The sequence below is a fragment of the Rhodococcus sp. 06-156-4 genome (genome assembly GCF_002259345.1).
GTDB lineage: Bacteria > Actinomycetota > Actinomycetes > Mycobacteriales > Mycobacteriaceae > Rhodococcoides > Rhodococcoides fascians_E.
This window is the reverse complement of the sequence record NZ_NPGB01000039.1, coordinates 125,708-142,147: the sequence shown is the minus strand read 5'-3', so window position 1 is coordinate 142,147 and position 16,440 is coordinate 125,708. Positions and strand designations below refer to the sequence as shown.

Genomic DNA, 16,440 nt, shown 5'->3' with positions numbered 1-16,440 from the left:
AATTCTCCGGCGCGATACTAGGATCTTCAGGGCGCCAGGTTCGATCGGATCGTGGCGCCGACTTTGCGGAAAGGGAGGGAGAGCAGCAGTGCCCTACACGATTGCGGAACCGTGCGTGGATGTGATGGACAAGGCATGCATCGAAGAATGCCCGGTGGACTGCATCTACGAGGGCAACCGAATGCTGTACATCCACCCCGACGAGTGCGTCGACTGCGGTGCCTGTGAGCCGGTCTGCCCGGTCGAAGCCATCTTCTACGAGGACGACGTTCCGGATCAGTGGAACGGCTACATCAGCGCCAACGTCGACTTCTTCGACGAACTCGGTTCGCCCGGCGGCGCGGCCAAGCTCGGCCGAGTCGACCACGACTCGCCGTTCGTCAAGGCACTTCCCCCCATGGCCGAGAACTGACGTTGGCGCGCATCTCCGTTGCCGCTGGACTCCCGGATTTTCCGTGGGATTCGCTGACCGCGGCCAAGGACAAGGCGTCGGCGCACCCGGACGGCATCGTCAATCTGTCGGTGGGCACTCCGGTCGACCCCGTCGCTCCGATCATCCGTGACGCTCTGAACTCGGTCTCGGACCAGCCCGGCTACCCGACGACCCTGGGAACGGATGCGCTGCGGAGCGCAGCAGCCGAGTCGTTGGCTCGCCGCTACGGAGTCACCGGTATCGACCCGTCCGCGGTGCTCCCGGCCATCGGTACCAAGGAAATGATCGCCTGGTTGCCGAAGCTGCTCGGCCTCGGCGCCGACGATCTCGTGGTGATCCCGGAACTCGCCTACCCGACGTACGAGGTCGGCGCTCTGCTCGCCGGCGCGCGCGTCACCCGGGCCGACGGGCTCAACCGTCTCGGGCCCGAGAACGCGTCCCTGGTCTTCGTGAACTCGCCGTCCAACCCCACCGGCAAAGTGCTGCCGGTCGATCACCTGCGGAAGGTGGTCGCGTGGGCGCGGGAGCGGGGTGCCGTCGTCGTGTCCGACGAGTGCTACCTCGGTCTGACGTGGGAGGCGGACGCCGTGTCCGTCCTCGACCCGCGTGTGTCCGACGGAGACCACACCAACTTGCTGGCGGTGCATTCGCTGTCCAAGACGTCGAACCTGGCCAGCTACCGTGCCGGGTTCGTGACCGGTGACCCGGTGCTGGTGAAGGATCTGCTCGAAGTGCGTAAGCACGCAGGCATGATGGTGCCTCTTCCGGTGCAGGCGGCCATGACCGCGGCCTTGAACGACGACGCGCACGAGAACGAGCAGCGTGAGCGATACCGTGCACGCCGTACCGAACTGAAGTCTGCCGTCGAGAAGGCCGGATTCACCGTCGACCACTCCGAGGCAGGTCTGTACCTGTGGGCGTCGCGCGGCGAGTACTGCCGTGACACGGTCGACTGGCTCGCCGAACGGGGCATCCTTGCTGCGCCGGGGGAGTTCTACGGCCCGGGCGGGACCCAGCATGTGCGCATTGCGCTGACGGCCACCGACGAGAGAATCCACGCGGCAGCGGAGCGGTTGCTCTCCTGACGTCGAACTCTACCCTCACGTGAGGGTAGAGTAGCGCTACGTGCCGACCGACGTACTGAGCGCGCTGCGTTCACCCAAGATCCTCAAAACCGAGATCCTCGCCGGACTCGTCGTTGCCTTGGCGTTGATTCCCGAGGCGATTTCGTTCTCGATCATCGCCGGTGTCGATCCGCGAGTCGGTCTGTTCTCCGCCTTCACGATGGCCGTCACCATCGCGATCGTCGGCGGCAGAACCGCAATGATCTCCGCCGCGACGGGTTCCGTCGCACTGGTCATCGCCCCGATCGTCCCGAAGTACGGTCTCGACTATCTGGTCGCGACGGTCTTGCTCGGTGGACTGATGCAGATCGTCCTCACCGCGTTCGGGGCAGTGAAGCTGATGAGGTTCATTCCCCGCAGCGTCATGGTCGGATTCGTCAACGCGCTGGCGATCCTGATCTTCATCGCCCAGATCCGATACTTCGTCGACGTGTCGTGGCTGGTGTTCCCGATCGCCGCGGCCGCGATCGTCATCATGGTGGTTCTGCCCCGACTCACCACCGCGATTCCGGCGCCGCTGGTTGCCGTCGCAGCTCTGACCGTCGTCACCATCGTGTTCGGAGTTCAGGTCCCGAACGTCGGCGACGAAGGGGAGTTGCCGTCGTCGCTGCCGTCGCTGTTCTTCCCGGACCTTCCGATGAACCTCGAGACGCTGAAGATCATCGCGCCCTTCGCTTTCGCCATGGCGCTCGTGGGACTGCTCGAATCCCTGTTGACCGCGAAACTCGTCGACGACGTGACCGACACACCGTCGAACAAGACGAGGGAAGGCGCCGGGCTCGGTGTCGCGAACATCGTGACCGGCGCGTTCGGAGGCATGGGCGGGTGCGCATTGATCGGCCAGACGATGATCAACGTGAAGATCTCCGGAGCCCGGACGAGGATTTCGACGTTCCTCGCGGGAGCGTTCCTGCTCGTCCTCGTGGTGGTCTTCGGCGACGTCGTCGCGCGCATACCGATGGCCGTTCTCGGAGCCGTCATGATCATGGTCTGCTTCGCGACGTTCGACTGGCACTCGATCGCGCCGAAAACCCTGCGCCGCATGCCGCTCAGCGAAACCGCCGTGATGGTGGCGACGGTGGCGGTCACGGTCGCCACCGACAATCTGGCCTACGGCGTCATCGTCGGTGTCGTCGTCGCGATGATCCTGTTCGCACGTCGCGTCGCGCACGTCACGGAGGTCGTCGAGATCGCGCATCCCGACGACGACACTCGGGTCTACGGCGTACGCGGCGAACTGTTCTTCGCGTCGAGCAACGACCTGATCCACCAGTTCGACTACGCGACAGACCCGGCCAACGTCGTCATCGACCTGTCCGACGCGCACATCTGGGATGCGTCGACCGTTGCTACCCTCGATGCCGTGACGACGAAATACGCCAAGTACGGCACGCACGTCTCCATCGTCGGACTGGCCGGGGCAAGCAAGGAAAGGCATGATCGACTGACCGGACGCCTCGGCGGAGAAGGCTGAATCATGGCTGCGCACATGCAGATCGGTGAAGTCGCCGAACGTACCGGCTTGTCCATCAGAACGCTCCGCCACTACGACGAGGTGGGCTTGGTGCCGCCGTCGGAGCGCAGTGCCGGCGGGTTCAGGTTGTACACCGACACGGACGTCGAGCGACTGCTGGTGATCCGGCGCATGAAACCACTCGAATTCACGCTCGACGAGATGAGCAGACTACTGGCCTCGCTGGACACCATCGAGTCGGGCGGCGACGACGCCCAGGAGGCAGGCGCTTTCGTCGACGAATGCCATGCCAGGGCCGAGGCAGCGTGCGCGAACCTGCGGAAGAAGCTGGCGTACGCCGAGGAGTTGACCGCAGTTCTGGCCGCTAACCGACATCCCAGCCGCCGCGCCTGATACGCAGGATGTACACCAGCTCGGTGCTGCCGAACGCCTCGACCGTCGTGAACCTCTTCGGTTCGGTGTTCGTGGACGGGTTGCGGGCGAACTGCTCCTCGTAGAGTTGCCCGGCCCGAAGGTCGGCAAGTTCGACGCGTGTCCAGAAATCGTCGGACTGCACCGAATACACAAGCCGCGGCGCACTGTCGGTGACATGGTCGAAGTCGAGATCGTCGTCGTCGGCGGTGTCGTCCGCCAGTTCGTCCGACTCCTCGTCGGTATCGACGTCCTGTTCGGCGTCGGTGCCGATGAGGTACACCCCGGGTTGCAAGCTGCCGGCCGGGACCGTCAAATACTCGGCGTAGTCGCCGGAGTCGATTCCATCGGCGTCCATGTATGTACGGTAACCATGTGCTGCTTCGTTCACTGAACCCACTCGCCGTTGCGCGCGGAGACGATATTCCCGACGCCGTCACCATCGACGGAGTCTCGCTGTCACGAGGAGACATTCTCGGGGCGGCGACGTCGGTGGCGGAGCGTGTCGCCCAGGCGGACCGGCTTGCCGTGCTGGCGACGCCGTCGGTGAAGACGGTGCTGGCAGTGGTCGGGTGTCTGATCGCAGGCGTGACGATCGTTCCCGTGCCCCCGGACGCGGGGCCGGCGGAACGGGCTCACATTCTTCGAGACTCCGGTGCCCAGGCGTGGCTCGGAGCCGCTCCCGACGACACCGCCGGGTTACAGGTGCTGCCCGTGCGTCAACACGCTCGGTCGTGGCACAGCTACCCGGACCCGCATCCGTCGTCGACGGCGTTCGTTCTCTACACCTCGGGCACCACCGGCCCACCGAAAGGCGTGCTCCTCTCGCGTGAGGCCATCGCGGCGGGAATCGACGCCCTCGCCGAGGCCTGGCAATGGACGTGGAAAGACACACTGGTGCACGGTCTTCCGCTGTTCCACGTACACGGACTGATTCTCGGTCTGCTGGGACCGCTCCGGGTGGGAAGCCCCGTGATCCACACCGGCAAGCCGACGCCGGAGCTGTACGCCGCCGCGGGTGGCTCGCTCTACTTCGGAGTTCCGACTGTCTGGTCGAGGGTCGCCGCGGACGCCGACTCCGCTCGCGCACTGTCCGGTGCTCGTCTGCTGGTATCGGGGAGCGCGCCGTTGCCGGTACCCGTGTTCGAGAAACTGCGCGAGTTAACCGGTCAGGCACCGGTCGAGCGGTACGGCATGAGCGAAACGCTGATCACACTGTCGACGCGTGCCGACGGAGAACGCAGGCCGGGATCGGTGGGTCTTCCCGTTGCCGGCGTCGATACCCGGTTGGTGGGCGAGGACGGCGCGGTGCTGCCGCACGACGGTGACTCCATCGGTGCGCTCCAAGTCCGCGGACCGATGGTGTTCGACGGCTACCTGAACAACCCCGAGGCAACGGCCGAGTCCTTCACTGCCGACGGCTGGTTCGACACCGGGGATGTCGCGGTGATCGAGCCCGACGGCTTTCACCGAATCGTCGGCCGCGCGTCGACGGATCTGATCAAGTCCGGCGGTTATCGCGTCGGGGCAGGGGAGATCGAGACGGTACTGCTCGGTCACGCGACGGTCGACGAGGTGGCCGTGGTGGGGCTTCCGGACGAAGACCTGGGGCAGAAAATCGTTGCATTCGTCGTCGGGACGGGTGTGGAGCCGACGGTGTTGATCGACCTGGTGGCGTCCGAATTGTCGAACCACAAGCGGCCCAGGGAAATTCGTGTCGTGGATTCGCTACCGCGGAATGCGATGGGGAAAGTGCAGAAGAAGCAGCTCAGCTAGGAAAGTCGGCCGAAACCGACTATCGCGGAATCGGACAGAACGTCGACGGAGTGCACGCGGATCTTTCCGAGTTCGTTGCCTCCCACCGTCGTTGCGGTGTCTCCGTCGACCGCCACGACGATGTTGGTGTGCTGGCCGACCCAGCTGCTGTTGTCGTACAGCACGACGTCGCCGACGGAGGGGACGTAACCCTTGGGCTCGAACGTGCCCTGCTGCTGGTAGTACTCGGTCAACGTGTACACCCCGGGGATGCGCCAACTGCCGGAATGCGGGTTGCTCAGCGGGCGGCCCGCTTCACGCATGATCCAGCTGACGAAGTTCGCGCACCAGGCCTCCTCGACGCCCTCGGAGTAGAAGGTGCCGGGGCGTTGCCGTTCGTGCTCCGCCCGAGTGAGGTCGACGACGGCCGCCTGCTCGGGAGTTAGTGCGGACGTGTCGACGTCGGGAAACGGCGTCGTGTCCCACGGCAGGTACCGGCTCGGGGCCAACCACAGCACGGCGCCCGCCACCACCACGACGACCGCGACGAACGCCACGAACCAGCGGCCGACGCGTCGGCGACCGCGTTGCGGGGCGGTGGGGACCTCGATGCTCATCCTTCGAATGTACCGGCAGGTCCGTTCGAGCCGACGGTGAAGAACCACGCTTGACCTTCGACCGACCGGAGACCCCAGGATGGGCTCGTGACCACATCGGAATTGATGACAATCGGCGCATTCGCCCGCGCAACAGGGTTGACCCCCGGTGCCCTGCGCTTCTACGCGGACTCGTCTCTCCTGGAGCCCGCCAGGATCGACGAGACCACCGGCTACCGCTACTACGCGCCGGGGCAGCTCGAGCAGGCCGAGGTGATCCGGAGCCTGCGGCAGATCGACATGCCGTTGGACATGATCGAGTCGGTCCTCGCCGGCGACGCCTCACCGATCGATCGGCACGTGAGCACCCTGACCGATCAGGCGCGGCTGGCGGCTCGTTCCGCCACCGCCGTGCACGCAACACTCGACACCGAAAGCAGGAAGCCAATGTTCACTGTCAACGGCCCGGTCCTCGCCGCCGCACTCGATCAGACCCTCACCGCGACGTCGCATCACCCCGAGCATCCCGTTCTCGCCGGGGTGTACCTGGAATGGCGGGACGACACGCTGGCCATGACCGCGACCGATCGATTCAGGTTGGTGTCCCGGTCGCTGGTGGCGAAAGCGGTTGCAACCGAGCCCGAATGGACCGCAGTGGTCGACGGGGACGATCTGCGGTCCGCGGTCCAATCCATCAGGCAGCACCATCGAGTGCAGGTGGATCGCACCCCCTCGGCGGTGACCTTCCGGCCGGGCGACGACCGTGCCCGCATCCTTGCGGCCGAGTTTCCGGACTACCGCGCAATGCTCGGCGCGCTGCCGGACGTCACCACCCGGATGGTCGTCGCCAAGTCGACGTTGCTGTCCATGCTCGACACCGAGAACGAGTACATCGATTTCACCACGTCCGACATGGATGCAACCGTGTCCGGACCCGACGTGGACATGGCGTTCGCCGTGACCAACCTGTATCCGGCCGTCGTGGCAGCGCTCGGCCCCGACGTCATGATCGACGTGTCGGGTCCGGAGTACCCGGTGGTGATTCGCTCCGCGGACAGCGGCGACCTCACCACTCTCGCGATGCCCGTCGACCGGAAGCTGCTACTGTCGCGTTCGTGACCGCGACCCACGTGACAGCCGATGTGCTGGTGAGGCGTCGCACCGTCGATTTCGGACTGGTCTGCTCTTCGCGTTGTTGCGCGTCCTGATCCAACCAATCAGGTCAGCACCCAACACACCTCACGAAGGGGACAGTCATGTCCACAGCTCTGTCGCACCTCGGATCCGTCACCAGCGCAACCAAGAACGCAGTCGACGCCGATCCACACAACGCCCTCGTCGTCTTCCGTGCATCCGCAGCCGCGCACGATGCCGTCGCCAGCACGGTCACGCTCGGCAAGTTCAGTGTCGAGGTGGACGAACCGCCCGCCCTCGGCGGCGAGAACACCGCGGCCAACCCCGTCGAGTACTACCTGGCGTCTCTGCTGTCCTGCCAGGTCGTGACCTACCGGGTCTGGGCGGACAAGCTCGGTATCGCGGTCGACGACATCACCGCGCGTGCCGAGGGTGACCTCGACGTTCGGGGCTTCTTCGGCTTCGACGACTCGGTTCGGGCCGGGTTCGGCGAGGTCCGAGTGATCGTCAAGGTCACCGGGCCGGAATCGCGTGAGCGCTACGAGGAACTGCAGGAAGCGGTGGACGCGCACTGCCCGGTCCTCGATCTCACACGCAACCGGACGCCGGTGCACACGACCCTCGAAACGGCCTGACGGATGAGCGAGAGGTCGTTCGGTCTCCGAACGCGCGCGATACATGCAGGTGCCAGACCCGATTCCGAGACCGGCGCGCGGGCGGTACCGATCTACTCGACCGCGAGCTACGTGTTCGAGGACTCGGCGGACGCCGGCGACCTCTTCGCTCTGCAGAAGTACGGAAACGTCTACAGCCGGATCGCCAATCCCACCGTCGCCGCCTTCGAGGAGCGCATCGCCAGCCTCGAAGGCGGCATCGGGGCGGTCGCATTCGCCAGCGGCCTGGCTGCGGAGTTCGCAGTGTTCGCCGCGCTCGCCGGCACCGGTGACCACATCGTCGCGGCAGCCGGGTTGTACGGCGGCACCATCACACAACTCGACGTCACGCTGCGACGGTTCGGTGTGGACACCACGTTCGTTCCGGGTACCGACCCGGCGGACTACGCAGCAGCGGTGACCGACCGGACGAAGCTGATCTACGTGGAGGTCATCGGCAACCCGTCGGGTGACATTGCCGATCTGCAAGGCCTCGCCGTCGTCGCCCACGAGCACGGAATCCCGCTCGTCGTGGACGCCACCATGGCAACGCCGGTGTTGTGCCGGCCGATCGAGTTCGGCGCCGACATCGTCGTCCACTCGGCGACGAAATTTCTCGGCGGTCACGGGTCGACGCTCGGAGGAGTGGTCGTCGAATCCGGCAGATTCGACTGGGGCTCGGGGCGATTCCCGCAGATGACCGAACCCGTCGCGTCGTACGGAGGCCTGTCCTGGTGGGGGAACTTCGGCGAGTACGGCTTCCTGACGAAACTTCGCAGTGAACAACTCCGCGACATCGGTGGGTCCTTGGCCGCGCAGTCGGCGTTCACCCTGATACAGGGCGTGGAGACCCTGCCGCAGCGGATGGAGGCACACGTGCAGAACGCCCGCGACGTGGCAGCCTGGCTCGACGCCGATCCGCGAGTGGACTACGTCGCGTTCTCGGGTCTGCCGAGCCATCCCCACCACGAGCGTGCCCGAAATACCTTCCGTCGGGACCTGGTGCAGTGTTCACCTTCGGGGTCGACGGCGGCAGGGACGCCGGCCGAGCATTCGTCGAGAACGTCCGAATCGCGAGCCACGTAGCGAACATCGGCGATGTGCGCACACTCGTCATTCACCCGGCCAGTACGACACACCGCCAACTGACCGACGATCAACTACACGAGGCCGGTGTCCGGCCCGAGGCCGTCCGCATCAGCGTCGGGCTCGAGGACATCGACGACATCGAGTGGGACCTCGACCAGGCACTCACGGCGGCAACGGGACGGGAGCGGTCATGACCATCAGGCAGATCCTGCAGCAGACCACATCGGTCGCGATCGTCGGCGCATCGAAAAATCCATCGCGTGCAAGCTATTTCGTGAACAAGTATCTGTCGTCGACGAGCGCGTACGACATCTACCTCGTCAACCCCACGATCACCGAGATCGAGGGCACGCCGGTGTATCCCACACTTGCCGACCTTCCGGTGAGACCGGACCTCGTCGACGTCTTTCGCAAACACGACGACCTGCCGGCCGTGTTGGCGGAAACAATTGCCGTCCAAGCGAAAACGATCTGGCTGCAACTCGGACTCGTACACGACGAGGTCGCGCGCGACGCCGAACGCGCAGGACTGTCCGTGGTGATGGACAAGTGCCTGAAGATCGAGCATGCACGGTTCCACGGCGGACTTCACCTTGCCGGTTTCGATACCGGCGTCATCGACTCACGGAGGCGTCTAGCATTATGACCATGACCGAGCAGCCCCGAACCGTCGCATTCGTGCAAGCCACCTGGCACAAGGAACTCGTCGATCGAGCGCGCGAGGGTTTCGTCGCCGAATTCGGTGCCGAGGTCGAGATTTTCGAGGTACCGGGCGCGTTCGAAATTCCGCTGCACGCCCAGCGGCTCGCACGGACCGGCCGCTACGCGGCCATCGTCGCCGCAGCACTGGTGGTCGACGGCGGAATCTACCGACACGAATTCGTGGAAACCGCCGTCATCGACGGCCTCATGCGGGTCCAACTGGACACCGACGTTCCCGTCTTCTCGGTGGTGCTGACTCCGCACCACTTCCACGAACACGCCGATCACACCGACTTCTTCGCCGACCACCTCGAGAAGAAAGGCGTCGAGGCGGCACGGGCAGTCACACGAACCCTGGTATCGCTGAACTCGATCGGCTAGAGCGCGCACCTGGCATCGCCGGCGCTCGGGGTGATCGAGCGCTGCCGAACCCTCATGCGCATGTTCTGCGGCTTCAGCGTCAACGATTCCTGGATGTCCAGTTCGTAGCCGTCTTCGAGGTCGAAGTCGAAGGACCGCACCAAGTGCGCGAGCGTCAGCACCGATTCGTGTAGCGCGAACTGACGCCCGATGCAGCCGCGCATTCCGGTTCCGAACGGCTTGTACGCCTGGGCCGGGCGAGATTTCGAGCGGGCCGATGAGAAACGATCAGGATCGAAGACGTGAGAATCCGGGCCCCAGATCGGGTCGCGGTGCAACCCGAGTGTCAGGACGAATGCCCACTCACCGGCCTTCATCGGATATCTGCCGTCCGCCAACGACGTGTCCTGACGCGCCTTGCGGAAGTAACCGGGAGCCGACGGCCAGAGACGTAGCGTCTCGTCGACGACGCTGCGGGTGTAGCGCAACTTGGAGACGTCCGCGTAGCTCACCACGTCGGATGCGTGGTCCGCCTCTTGGCGGACTCGGGCGGCGACATGGGGATGTGTCGCGAGGAAGTACAACGCGAACGCCAAGGTACCCGCGGTGGTTTCGTTTCCCGCGACGAGGAACGTCAGAACCTGGTGGCGAATGTTCACCTTGTCGAGCAGTTCCCCGGTCTCGGGATCGGGGGTGTGCAGCATGAGGTCGAGCAGGTCGTCGTGACGAGTCTCTGTGTCCAGCATCCTTTTCCGAATGACGTCGTCGACCACGCCGTGCACGTACTCGATGTCGCGCTCGTTCCGGACCCGAGCTTTCCTGTCGAACAACCGCATGAACGGCAGATCGTTCGACGTCCGGTTCACGTGACCGAGCACGCGGACTATCGCGGAGACGAATGCGTCGTCGTCTCGTCGGAACGAGTCGAAGCTGTAGCCGAACCCGGCGCGGGCCATGTTCTCCAGTGTCAGCTTGTTCAGATCCGCCGTCACGTCGATCGACTGATCGGAGCGTGTCCGCCAGTGCGAGGTGAGCTCGTTCGCCACGTCCTGCATGACGTGGTGATGACGTTGCATTGCATCCCGGCTGAATCCTGGCATCAGAAGTCGATGTGCCGCACCCCAGTTGGGCTCGGAGTTGAACGCGGTGAACAAGCCGTCGCCACCCAGTGCGCGCAGCTTGCGATGCGGGAGTGCGAGAAACTTGGCGAACCGTGTCTCGTCGTTCAGCTCGGCTACCAGATCAGCACCGCTGACCACGACAAGGCGGTGCGACAGGATCTTCCGTTCGAATATCGGTCCCAATTCCGACGCCATCTTCAGTTCACGCTGGGTCGGTTTTGCCGCATCGATGCTGAGGATGTCACCCACTATCGGGAGGCGGAATCGAGGTTTGGGAATTGTCACGCCGACAGTGTGCCCCATACCGAGCGGATGTTCGATGTGAGAATGCGGTCGTAGGCCTGTGTCGTGGAAGGCGACAGATCAGCTGCGGTGACAGTGGATCCGGACGAGAGGTGCGGATCGTAGGGCACTTCGAGAACGTCGAAGACTCGGTCGAGGTCGCGCCGCACGTCGTCGACCGCCGAGGTGTTCGGTCCTGGAGTGCAGTGCGCGACCACAACAGTGGTGCGGCGCAGTGCTTTCTCACCGGCAGCCAACCCGATCGTGTGGAGCGCAGCCCTCGAGCGTCGAACCGCATCGGGCCTCGCAGGGACCACGAGCACCACAGCTGCCGACGGCCCGCTCCGCAGTGGGCTCGCGCTGTCGCGTTCCACACTTCCGTGCCCGAAATCGTAGATCGCCGCGTCGGTCGTGCAGGTCAGATGCCAATCGAGACGGCCGAAGTCGGGGTCGATCGAGTCCGGCCACGCCCGTCCCAGGACCTGAGCCCCGGTACTGGTGGTCGACAAGTCGACGCCGACATACCCCGATTCGACGGTCGCTGCGGTGACAGTATTGTCGGCGGCGCGTTCGACGAGATCACCGCCGCCGACGGTCGCATCGACGACCACCACGGACTTCCCGTGCAGCGAAAGAGCATTGGCAAGACCGACCGACGTCGTCGTGGTCCCGGCCCCGCCGCACGCCCCGAGTACCAACGTCACACTCATGGAGCGCCTTCTCGACAGGTTCGGTGCAACGTCCGGGCCGAGCGTCAAGCCGCGGGAAGCTCCCAAGCGGAAGCGCGGGGGTAAGTATACAACCGGCGAATCAGTCGTTCGCGTGCAGAGCGGCGTTCAACTCGACGCCGGTGCCCTTCCACGGAACGACCTCCACCGCACCGGACACGGAGTTCCGACGGAAGAGCAGATTGCTCTTTCCGCTGAGCGTCGCAGCCTTGACCACGGTGCCGTCGGGACCGGACACCTTGGTGCCCGCGGTGATGTAGAGACCGGCCTCCACCACGCAGTCGTCACCCAGCGAGATACCCAGACCGGAGTTGGCGCCGAGCAGGCAGCTCTTACCCACCGAGATGACGTTCTTTCCGCCGCCGGACAACGTGCCCATGATGGACGCGCCGCCGCCGACGTCGGAGCCGTCGCCGACGACGACTCCGGCCGAGATACGACCCTCGACCATCGAGTTGCCGAGCGTCCCGGCGTTGAAGTTCACAAAGCCCTCGTGCATGACGGTGGTACCGCTGGCCAGGTGTGCACCGAGGCGCACACGGTCGGCGTCGGCGATCCGCACGCCGGAGGGGGCGACGTAGTCGACGAGGCGGGGAAACTTGTCGATCGAGTACACGGTGACCTGGCCGCGGGCACGAAGGCGAGCGCGAACGGTCTCGAAGCCCTCCACCGCAGCCGGGCCGAAGTTGGTCCACACGACGTTGGCGAGGAATCCGAACTGGCCGTCGAGGTTGACACCGTGCGGCTGTACGAGCCGGTGAGAGAGCAGGTGAAGGCGAAGGTAGACGTCGTGCGCGTCGACAGGTGCATCGTCGACGGACGCAATGGTGGTGCGCACGGCCACGACGTCGACGCCGCGAGCCTCGTCCGGGCCGACGAGTGCCGCGAGCTCGGCGGGGATGTCCGCACCGTCGAGTCGGGTGGTGCCGGAATCGGTGTAGTCACCGAGCTCAGGGCTCGGGTACCAGGTGTCGAGTACGACTCCGCCGGTGGTGATGTTGGCAAGACCGATTGCAGATGCTCCCTGTGCGCTCACAGGTATCGAGAATACGGTGTGGGTCCGCAGGGTGTGGACACGGCCGATGGATGTCACCGCCGGGGTGTAGACATGAACGTGGGTAGCGGGGAGCCATCGACGTGTGGGGGATGAACGTGCGCGTAGCGAAACGAATTCGGACAGCAGTGACAGCAGTGACCGTGGCGGCGGTCGCCGCCACCGGCGCGGTGCTCGTCGGGACACCGGCCGCGTCCGCGGCACCGGACTGCGCGGCCGCTGCGGCACCGGTCCGGGTCGGTTCGGTCGGCGGCGCGGCGCTCGAAGGACTCGCCGTCGACTCGTCGGGCAGGCTCTACACGACGGACATCATCACCGGAGGCGTCTTCCGGATCGACGCACCTGGGCTGCCCGCCTACGAGATCGCGCGTGTCCCCGGCGGCGGTGGCGCGCTCGCCTGGATGCCCGACGGCACCCTGCTCGTCGGCTACGGAGCCAACCCGACCGTCATCGTCGGCGACATCGTCAAGGCAGCCGGGATCGTGCGGTTGAATATCGACACGCTCGAGACCAGCACGTTCGCCACCGGCCTCAGTGCGGCCAACGGTCTTGCCGTGGCCGACGACGGAACTGTGTACGCGACAAACGATTTCGGTAGCCTGGTCGGCCAGGTCGCGTCGGACGGGACGGTGAACCCCGCGTGGGCGCGGCTACCCAGTGCCAACGGCGCGGTGCTGGACGAGGCTGGTCGGTACCTGTACGTGTCCCGAACGTTCGTGAACTCGGGCGTCAGCAGAATTCCCATCGCGAACCCGTCCGCACCGGAGAGCATTCTCGACCTGAACGGACTCGACTCGCTCAGCGCACCGGACGGGCTCACCCTCGATTCCGCCGGCCGTCCGGTCGTGCCGCTGAACACCCGAGGCCAGATCGTCCGAATCGATGCGCCCGGGAAGTACTGCGTCCTCGGCAGCGGAATCCCCACCTCGAGCGTCGTGATCTACGGACGGGGCGAGCAGGGCTTCTCCAGCGGACGGCTGTTCCGGGCGGGCTTCGACGGGTCGGTGTACGAGATCCCCGGCGGCCGCGACCTCGGCTAGAGCTTAAAATCGTCCGATGAGTGTTCCCCGCCTGGACTTGCACGCCGACCCGATCGACCTGACAGCCGCACTCGTCGACATCCCCAGCGTCTCCGAGGACGAGTCGGTGATCGCCGACGCCGTCGAAGCCGCACTGCGCGAGCAGACAACCGGGTTCGAGATCGTCAGGAACGGCAACGCTGTACTCGCGCGGACACACCGTGGCCTGCCCACTCGCGTGATGCTCGCCGGACACCTCGACACCGTTCCGATCGCGGACAACGTGCCGAGCCGTCGTGAACGCGACCACGCCGACGGCGACGTGATCCACGGTTGCGGCACGGTCGACATGAAATCCGGGGACGCAGTCTTTCTGCACCTGGCGGCCACCGTCGACGCTGCCCACGACCTGACCTTGGTCTTCTACGACTGCGAGGAAATCGCGGCGTCCAAGAACGGGCTCGGCCGCATCGAACGTGAACTGCCGGAGTGGTTGCAGGCGGACGTCGCCGTTCTGGGCGAGCCGTCGGGAGGGTTCATCGAAGCCGGCTGCCAGGGCACTCTGCGGGTGCGCCTGACGGCGAGTGGCACCCGTGCGCACAGTGCCCGATCATGGCTGGGAGACAACGCCGTTCACAAACTCGGTGCAGTGCTGGACCGGCTGACGGCGTACGAAGCTCGGCAGGTCGACATCGACGGCTGTGTCTACCGCGAAGGACTGCAAGCGGTGTGCATCTCCGGAGGCGTCGCGGGAAACGTCGTCCCCGACGCCGCCGAGCTCGACGTCAACTTCCGATTCGCCCCCGACCGCAGCGTCGAGCAGGCCGTCGGTCATGTTCGCGACGTGTTCGCCGGGCTCGATGTCGGCGTCGAGGTCGCCGACTCCTCGCCCGGTGCACTGCCCGGCCTCGGAGCTCCTGCCGCGGCTGCGCTGATCGAGGCCGCAGGTGGCCAGTTCCGCGCCAAGTACGGGTGGACCGACGTCTCCAGGTTCTCCGCTCTCGGAATCCCCGCCGTGAACTACGGGCCGGGCGACCCGAATCTGGCGCACAAGCGTGACGAGCGGGTGCCGACAGCACAGATCACCGACGTCGCAGCAGTCCTTCGTGCCTATCTCTCGAAGTCGTGAAGGGCCGCCGGATAGCCTGTCCGCATGGACGACGACAAGGCAGCTAGGCACAAGGGTTCGGTGGTGTTGCGGCGCGGACGCAACTCCGAGACGTCCACGTCGGATCAGCGTCTGCTGGATCAACGCGGCCCCGGCAACTGGATCCACACCGACACGTGGCGGGTGCTCCGCATCCAGAGTGAATTCGTCGAAGGGTTCGGTGCGCTCGCCGAGGTGCCAAGGGCCGTCACGGTATTCGGCTCCGCCCGCACCCCGCAGGATCACCCTGAGTACGAGCGCAGCCGGCAGCTCGGACAAAGCCTCGCCGAGGCCGGATTCGCCGTCATCACCGGTGGCGGGCCCGGCGTCATGGAAGGAGCCAACCGCGGCGCATCCGACGCCGACGGCTTCTCCATCGGCCTCGGAATCGAGCTGCCGTTCGAGCAGGGACTCAACGACTGGGTCGATCTCGGCGTCAACTTCCGTTACTTCTTCGTCCGAAAGACGATGTTCGTCAAGTACTCCCAGGCATTCGTGTGCCTACCCGGCGGATTCGGCACCCTCGACGAACTGTTCGAGGCACTCACCCTCGTTCAGACCCGGAAAGTCACCAGGTTCCCGATCATCCTGCTGGGCACCGACTTCTGGTCCGGTCTGATCGAGTGGATCAAGAACACCCTCGTCGCCGAAGGCAAGGTCTCGCCGTCCGACCTGGAACTCATCCACTGCACGGACAGCGTCGAGGAAGCCGTGCGGATCATCCAAAGCACAACGGGGGAGCAGTCATGAGTTGGAACGTCTGCGTGTACTGCGCGTCGGGGCCCGTCGATCGGTCGTTCATCGACTTGGCGCGCGAGCTGGGAACGGAGATCGGACGCCGAGGATGGGGGCTGGTGTCCGGCGGCGGCAACGTGTCGATGATGGGCGCCGTCGCGGAGGCAGCTCGCGCGGCAGGCGCGAACACCGTCGGCGTGATCCCGAAGGCGCTCGTCCACCGTGAAGTCGCCGACGTCGACGCCGACGAACTGATCGTCACCGACACCATGCGCGAGCGAAAGAAGATCATGGAGGACCGCGCCGACGCGTTCATCACGTTGCCGGGAGGCATCGGGACGCTCGAGGAACTGTTCGAGACCTGGACAGCGGGTTACCTGGGAATGCACGCCAAACCGATCGTTCTGCTGGACCCGGTCGGTCACTACGACGGACTCCTGCAGTGGATCGACAGCCTGTCCTCGACGGGATTCGTGCAACAGCGGGCCCTGGACGCGCTGGTCAGAACCGACACCGTCCGGGGTGCACTGGATGCATGCGCGGAGCCTGCGGAGTGACCTCGAAAACGGCCGGGAGCGGAGCCTGCGGAGTGACCTCGAAATCGGACGTTACTCTGGAGTAAG

The 16,440-nt window shown here is 65.4% G+C and carries 18 protein-coding genes and 1 pseudogene; 14 read left to right on the top strand and 5 right to left on the bottom strand.

Translation table 11 applies throughout. The annotated features are described in order from the left end of the window. Nucleotides 1-88 precede the first annotated feature (88 nt). Genes fdxA through CH290_RS29405 form a run of 4 tightly spaced genes read left to right on the top strand, consistent with a single transcriptional unit; the run spans nt 89 to nt 3,424 of the window. A complete protein-coding gene (fdxA, locus tag CH290_RS29420) occupies nt 89-412 on the top strand; it encodes a ferredoxin (RefSeq protein ID WP_019665415.1) in 324 nt (107 codons plus the stop codon). Nucleotides 413-414: 2 nt separating this feature from the next. Then, nucleotides 415-1,518 (top strand): succinyldiaminopimelate transaminase, encoded by a 1,104-nt coding sequence (gene dapC, locus CH290_RS29415; RefSeq protein WP_033188047.1) that lies wholly within the window; start codon nt 415-417, stop codon nt 1,516-1,518. A 40-nt stretch (nt 1,519-1,558) separates the two neighbouring features. Continuing rightward, complete coding sequence (locus tag CH290_RS29410) at nt 1,559-3,031, top strand: SulP family inorganic anion transporter (RefSeq protein ID WP_019665413.1); 1,473 nt, start codon at nt 1,559-1,561, stop codon at nt 3,029-3,031. A 3-nt stretch (nt 3,032-3,034) separates the two neighbouring features. After that, the gene (locus CH290_RS29405) at nt 3,035-3,424 is read left to right on the top strand and encodes a MerR family transcriptional regulator (RefSeq protein ID WP_019665412.1); all 390 of its coding nucleotides are present in this window, start codon (nt 3,035-3,037) and stop codon (nt 3,422-3,424) included. Here the strand turns inward: CH290_RS29405 and CH290_RS29400 are convergent. Next, a complete protein-coding gene (locus CH290_RS29400) occupies nt 3,396-3,800 on the bottom strand; it encodes a hypothetical protein (protein WP_033188048.1) in 405 nt (134 codons plus the stop codon). The two genes, CH290_RS29405 and CH290_RS29400, sit on opposite strands and share 29 nt — an antisense overlap. 2 nt (nt 3,801-3,802) lie before the next feature. On the opposite strand from CH290_RS29400, the gene CH290_RS29395 reads away from it, so the two are divergent. Further along, nucleotides 3,803-5,218 (top strand): acyl-CoA synthetase, encoded by a 1,416-nt coding sequence (locus CH290_RS29395; protein WP_033188049.1) that lies wholly within the window; start codon nt 3,803-3,805, stop codon nt 5,216-5,218. On the opposite strand, the gene CH290_RS29390 is transcribed toward CH290_RS29395, so the two are convergent. Continuing rightward, on the bottom strand, nt 5,215-5,814 hold the full coding sequence (locus tag CH290_RS29390) for a CHAP domain-containing protein (RefSeq protein ID WP_033188050.1): 600 nt from the start codon (nt 5,812-5,814) through the stop codon (nt 5,215-5,217). The two genes, CH290_RS29395 and CH290_RS29390, sit on opposite strands and share 4 nt — an antisense overlap. A gap of 87 nt (nt 5,815-5,901) precedes the next feature. On the opposite strand from CH290_RS29390, the gene CH290_RS29385 reads away from it, so the two are divergent. The 5 genes and pseudogenes from CH290_RS29385 (at nt 5,902) to CH290_RS29365 (ending at nt 9,752) form a co-directional block, all read left to right on the top strand. Continuing rightward, nucleotides 5,902-6,912, top strand: a complete 1,011-nt coding sequence (locus CH290_RS29385) for a DNA polymerase III subunit beta family protein (protein ID WP_033188051.1) — start codon at nt 5,902-5,904, stop codon at nt 6,910-6,912. A gap of 137 nt (nt 6,913-7,049) precedes the next feature. Next, nucleotides 7,050-7,562, top strand: coding sequence for an OsmC family protein (locus CH290_RS29380; protein ID WP_019665406.1), 513 nt, complete (start codon nt 7,050-7,052; stop codon nt 7,560-7,562). A 3-nt stretch (nt 7,563-7,565) separates the two neighbouring features. After that, nucleotides 7,566-8,863 (top strand): annotated as a pseudogene (locus CH290_RS29375) (O-acetylhomoserine aminocarboxypropyltransferase/cysteine synthase family protein). Then, a complete protein-coding gene (locus CH290_RS29370; protein ID WP_019665404.1) occupies nt 8,860-9,315 on the top strand; it encodes a CoA-binding protein in 456 nt (151 codons plus the stop codon). The pseudogene CH290_RS29375 and the gene CH290_RS29370 overlap by 4 nt, the downstream one beginning before the upstream one ends. A gap of 2 nt (nt 9,316-9,317) precedes the next feature. Beyond that, nucleotides 9,318-9,752, top strand: coding sequence for a 6,7-dimethyl-8-ribityllumazine synthase (locus tag CH290_RS29365; protein ID WP_026347840.1), 435 nt, complete (start codon nt 9,318-9,320; stop codon nt 9,750-9,752). Here CH290_RS29365 and CH290_RS29360 read toward each other — a convergent pair. From CH290_RS29360 to dapD, 3 genes are all read right to left on the bottom strand, one after another. Beyond that, nucleotides 9,749-11,155, bottom strand: a complete 1,407-nt coding sequence (locus tag CH290_RS29360; RefSeq protein WP_033188052.1) for a cytochrome P450 — start codon at nt 11,153-11,155, stop codon at nt 9,749-9,751. The genes CH290_RS29365 and CH290_RS29360 overlap by 4 nt on opposite strands. Next, nucleotides 11,134-11,844: a MinD/ParA family ATP-binding protein gene (locus CH290_RS29355; RefSeq protein WP_033188053.1), complete on the bottom strand. Its 711-nt coding sequence runs from the start codon at nt 11,842-11,844 to the stop codon at nt 11,134-11,136. The genes CH290_RS29360 and CH290_RS29355 overlap by 22 nt, the downstream gene beginning before the upstream one ends. A gap of 100 nt (nt 11,845-11,944) precedes the next feature. Then, nucleotides 11,945-12,898, bottom strand: coding sequence for a 2,3,4,5-tetrahydropyridine-2,6-dicarboxylate N-succinyltransferase (gene dapD, locus CH290_RS29350; protein ID WP_019665400.1), 954 nt, complete (start codon nt 12,896-12,898; stop codon nt 11,945-11,947). Nucleotides 12,899-13,008: 110 nt separating this feature from the next. On the opposite strand from dapD, the gene CH290_RS29345 reads away from it, so the two are divergent. Genes CH290_RS29345 through log form a run of 4 tightly spaced genes read left to right on the top strand, consistent with a single transcriptional unit; the run spans nt 13,009 to nt 16,374 of the window. Continuing rightward, nucleotides 13,009-13,956: an SMP-30/gluconolactonase/LRE family protein gene (locus tag CH290_RS29345; protein ID WP_033188054.1), complete on the top strand. Its 948-nt coding sequence runs from the start codon at nt 13,009-13,011 to the stop codon at nt 13,954-13,956. A gap of 16 nt (nt 13,957-13,972) precedes the next feature. Beyond that, nucleotides 13,973-15,064: a succinyl-diaminopimelate desuccinylase gene (dapE, locus tag CH290_RS29340; RefSeq protein ID WP_033188055.1), complete on the top strand. Its 1,092-nt coding sequence runs from the start codon at nt 13,973-13,975 to the stop codon at nt 15,062-15,064. A 24-nt stretch (nt 15,065-15,088) separates the two neighbouring features. Next, nucleotides 15,089-15,832 (top strand): LOG family protein, encoded by a 744-nt coding sequence (locus CH290_RS29335; RefSeq protein ID WP_033188056.1) that lies wholly within the window; start codon nt 15,089-15,091, stop codon nt 15,830-15,832. Then, on the top strand, nt 15,829-16,374 hold the full coding sequence (gene log / locus CH290_RS29330; RefSeq protein ID WP_019665396.1) for a cytokinin riboside 5'-monophosphate phosphoribohydrolase: 546 nt from the start codon (nt 15,829-15,831) through the stop codon (nt 16,372-16,374). The genes CH290_RS29335 and log overlap by 4 nt, the downstream gene beginning before the upstream one ends. Nucleotides 16,375-16,440: the final 66 nt, after the last annotated feature.

Coding starts and splice junctions, on each gene's coding strand:
- CH290_RS29405 (WP_019665412.1), top strand. CDS start 3,035: ATGGCTGCGCACATGCAGATCGGTGAAGTCGCCGAACGTACCGGCTTG.
- CH290_RS29400 (WP_033188048.1), bottom strand. CDS start 3,800: ATGGACGCCGATGGAATCGACTCCGGCGACTACGCCGAGTATTTGACG.
- CH290_RS29395 (WP_033188049.1), top strand. CDS start 3,803: ATGTACGGTAACCATGTGCTGCTTCGTTCACTGAACCCACTCGCCGTT.
- CH290_RS29390 (WP_033188050.1), bottom strand. CDS start 5,814: ATGAGCATCGAGGTCCCCACCGCCCCGCAACGCGGTCGCCGACGCGTC.
- CH290_RS29380 (WP_019665406.1), top strand. CDS start 7,050: ATGTCCACAGCTCTGTCGCACCTCGGATCCGTCACCAGCGCAACCAAG.
- CH290_RS29370 (WP_019665404.1), top strand. CDS start 8,860: ATGACCATCAGGCAGATCCTGCAGCAGACCACATCGGTCGCGATCGTC.
- CH290_RS29365 (WP_026347840.1), top strand. CDS start 9,318: ATGACCGAGCAGCCCCGAACCGTCGCATTCGTGCAAGCCACCTGGCAC.
- CH290_RS29360 (WP_033188052.1), bottom strand. CDS start 11,155: ATGGGGCACACTGTCGGCGTGACAATTCCCAAACCTCGATTCCGCCTC.
- CH290_RS29355 (WP_033188053.1), bottom strand. CDS start 11,844: ATGAGTGTGACGTTGGTACTCGGGGCGTGCGGCGGGGCCGGGACCACG.
- CH290_RS29345 (WP_033188054.1), top strand. CDS start 13,009: ATGAACGTGCGCGTAGCGAAACGAATTCGGACAGCAGTGACAGCAGTG.
- dapE (WP_033188055.1), top strand. CDS start 13,973: ATGAGTGTTCCCCGCCTGGACTTGCACGCCGACCCGATCGACCTGACA.
- CH290_RS29335 (WP_033188056.1), top strand. CDS start 15,089: ATGGACGACGACAAGGCAGCTAGGCACAAGGGTTCGGTGGTGTTGCGG.
- log (WP_019665396.1), top strand. CDS start 15,829: ATGAGTTGGAACGTCTGCGTGTACTGCGCGTCGGGGCCCGTCGATCGG.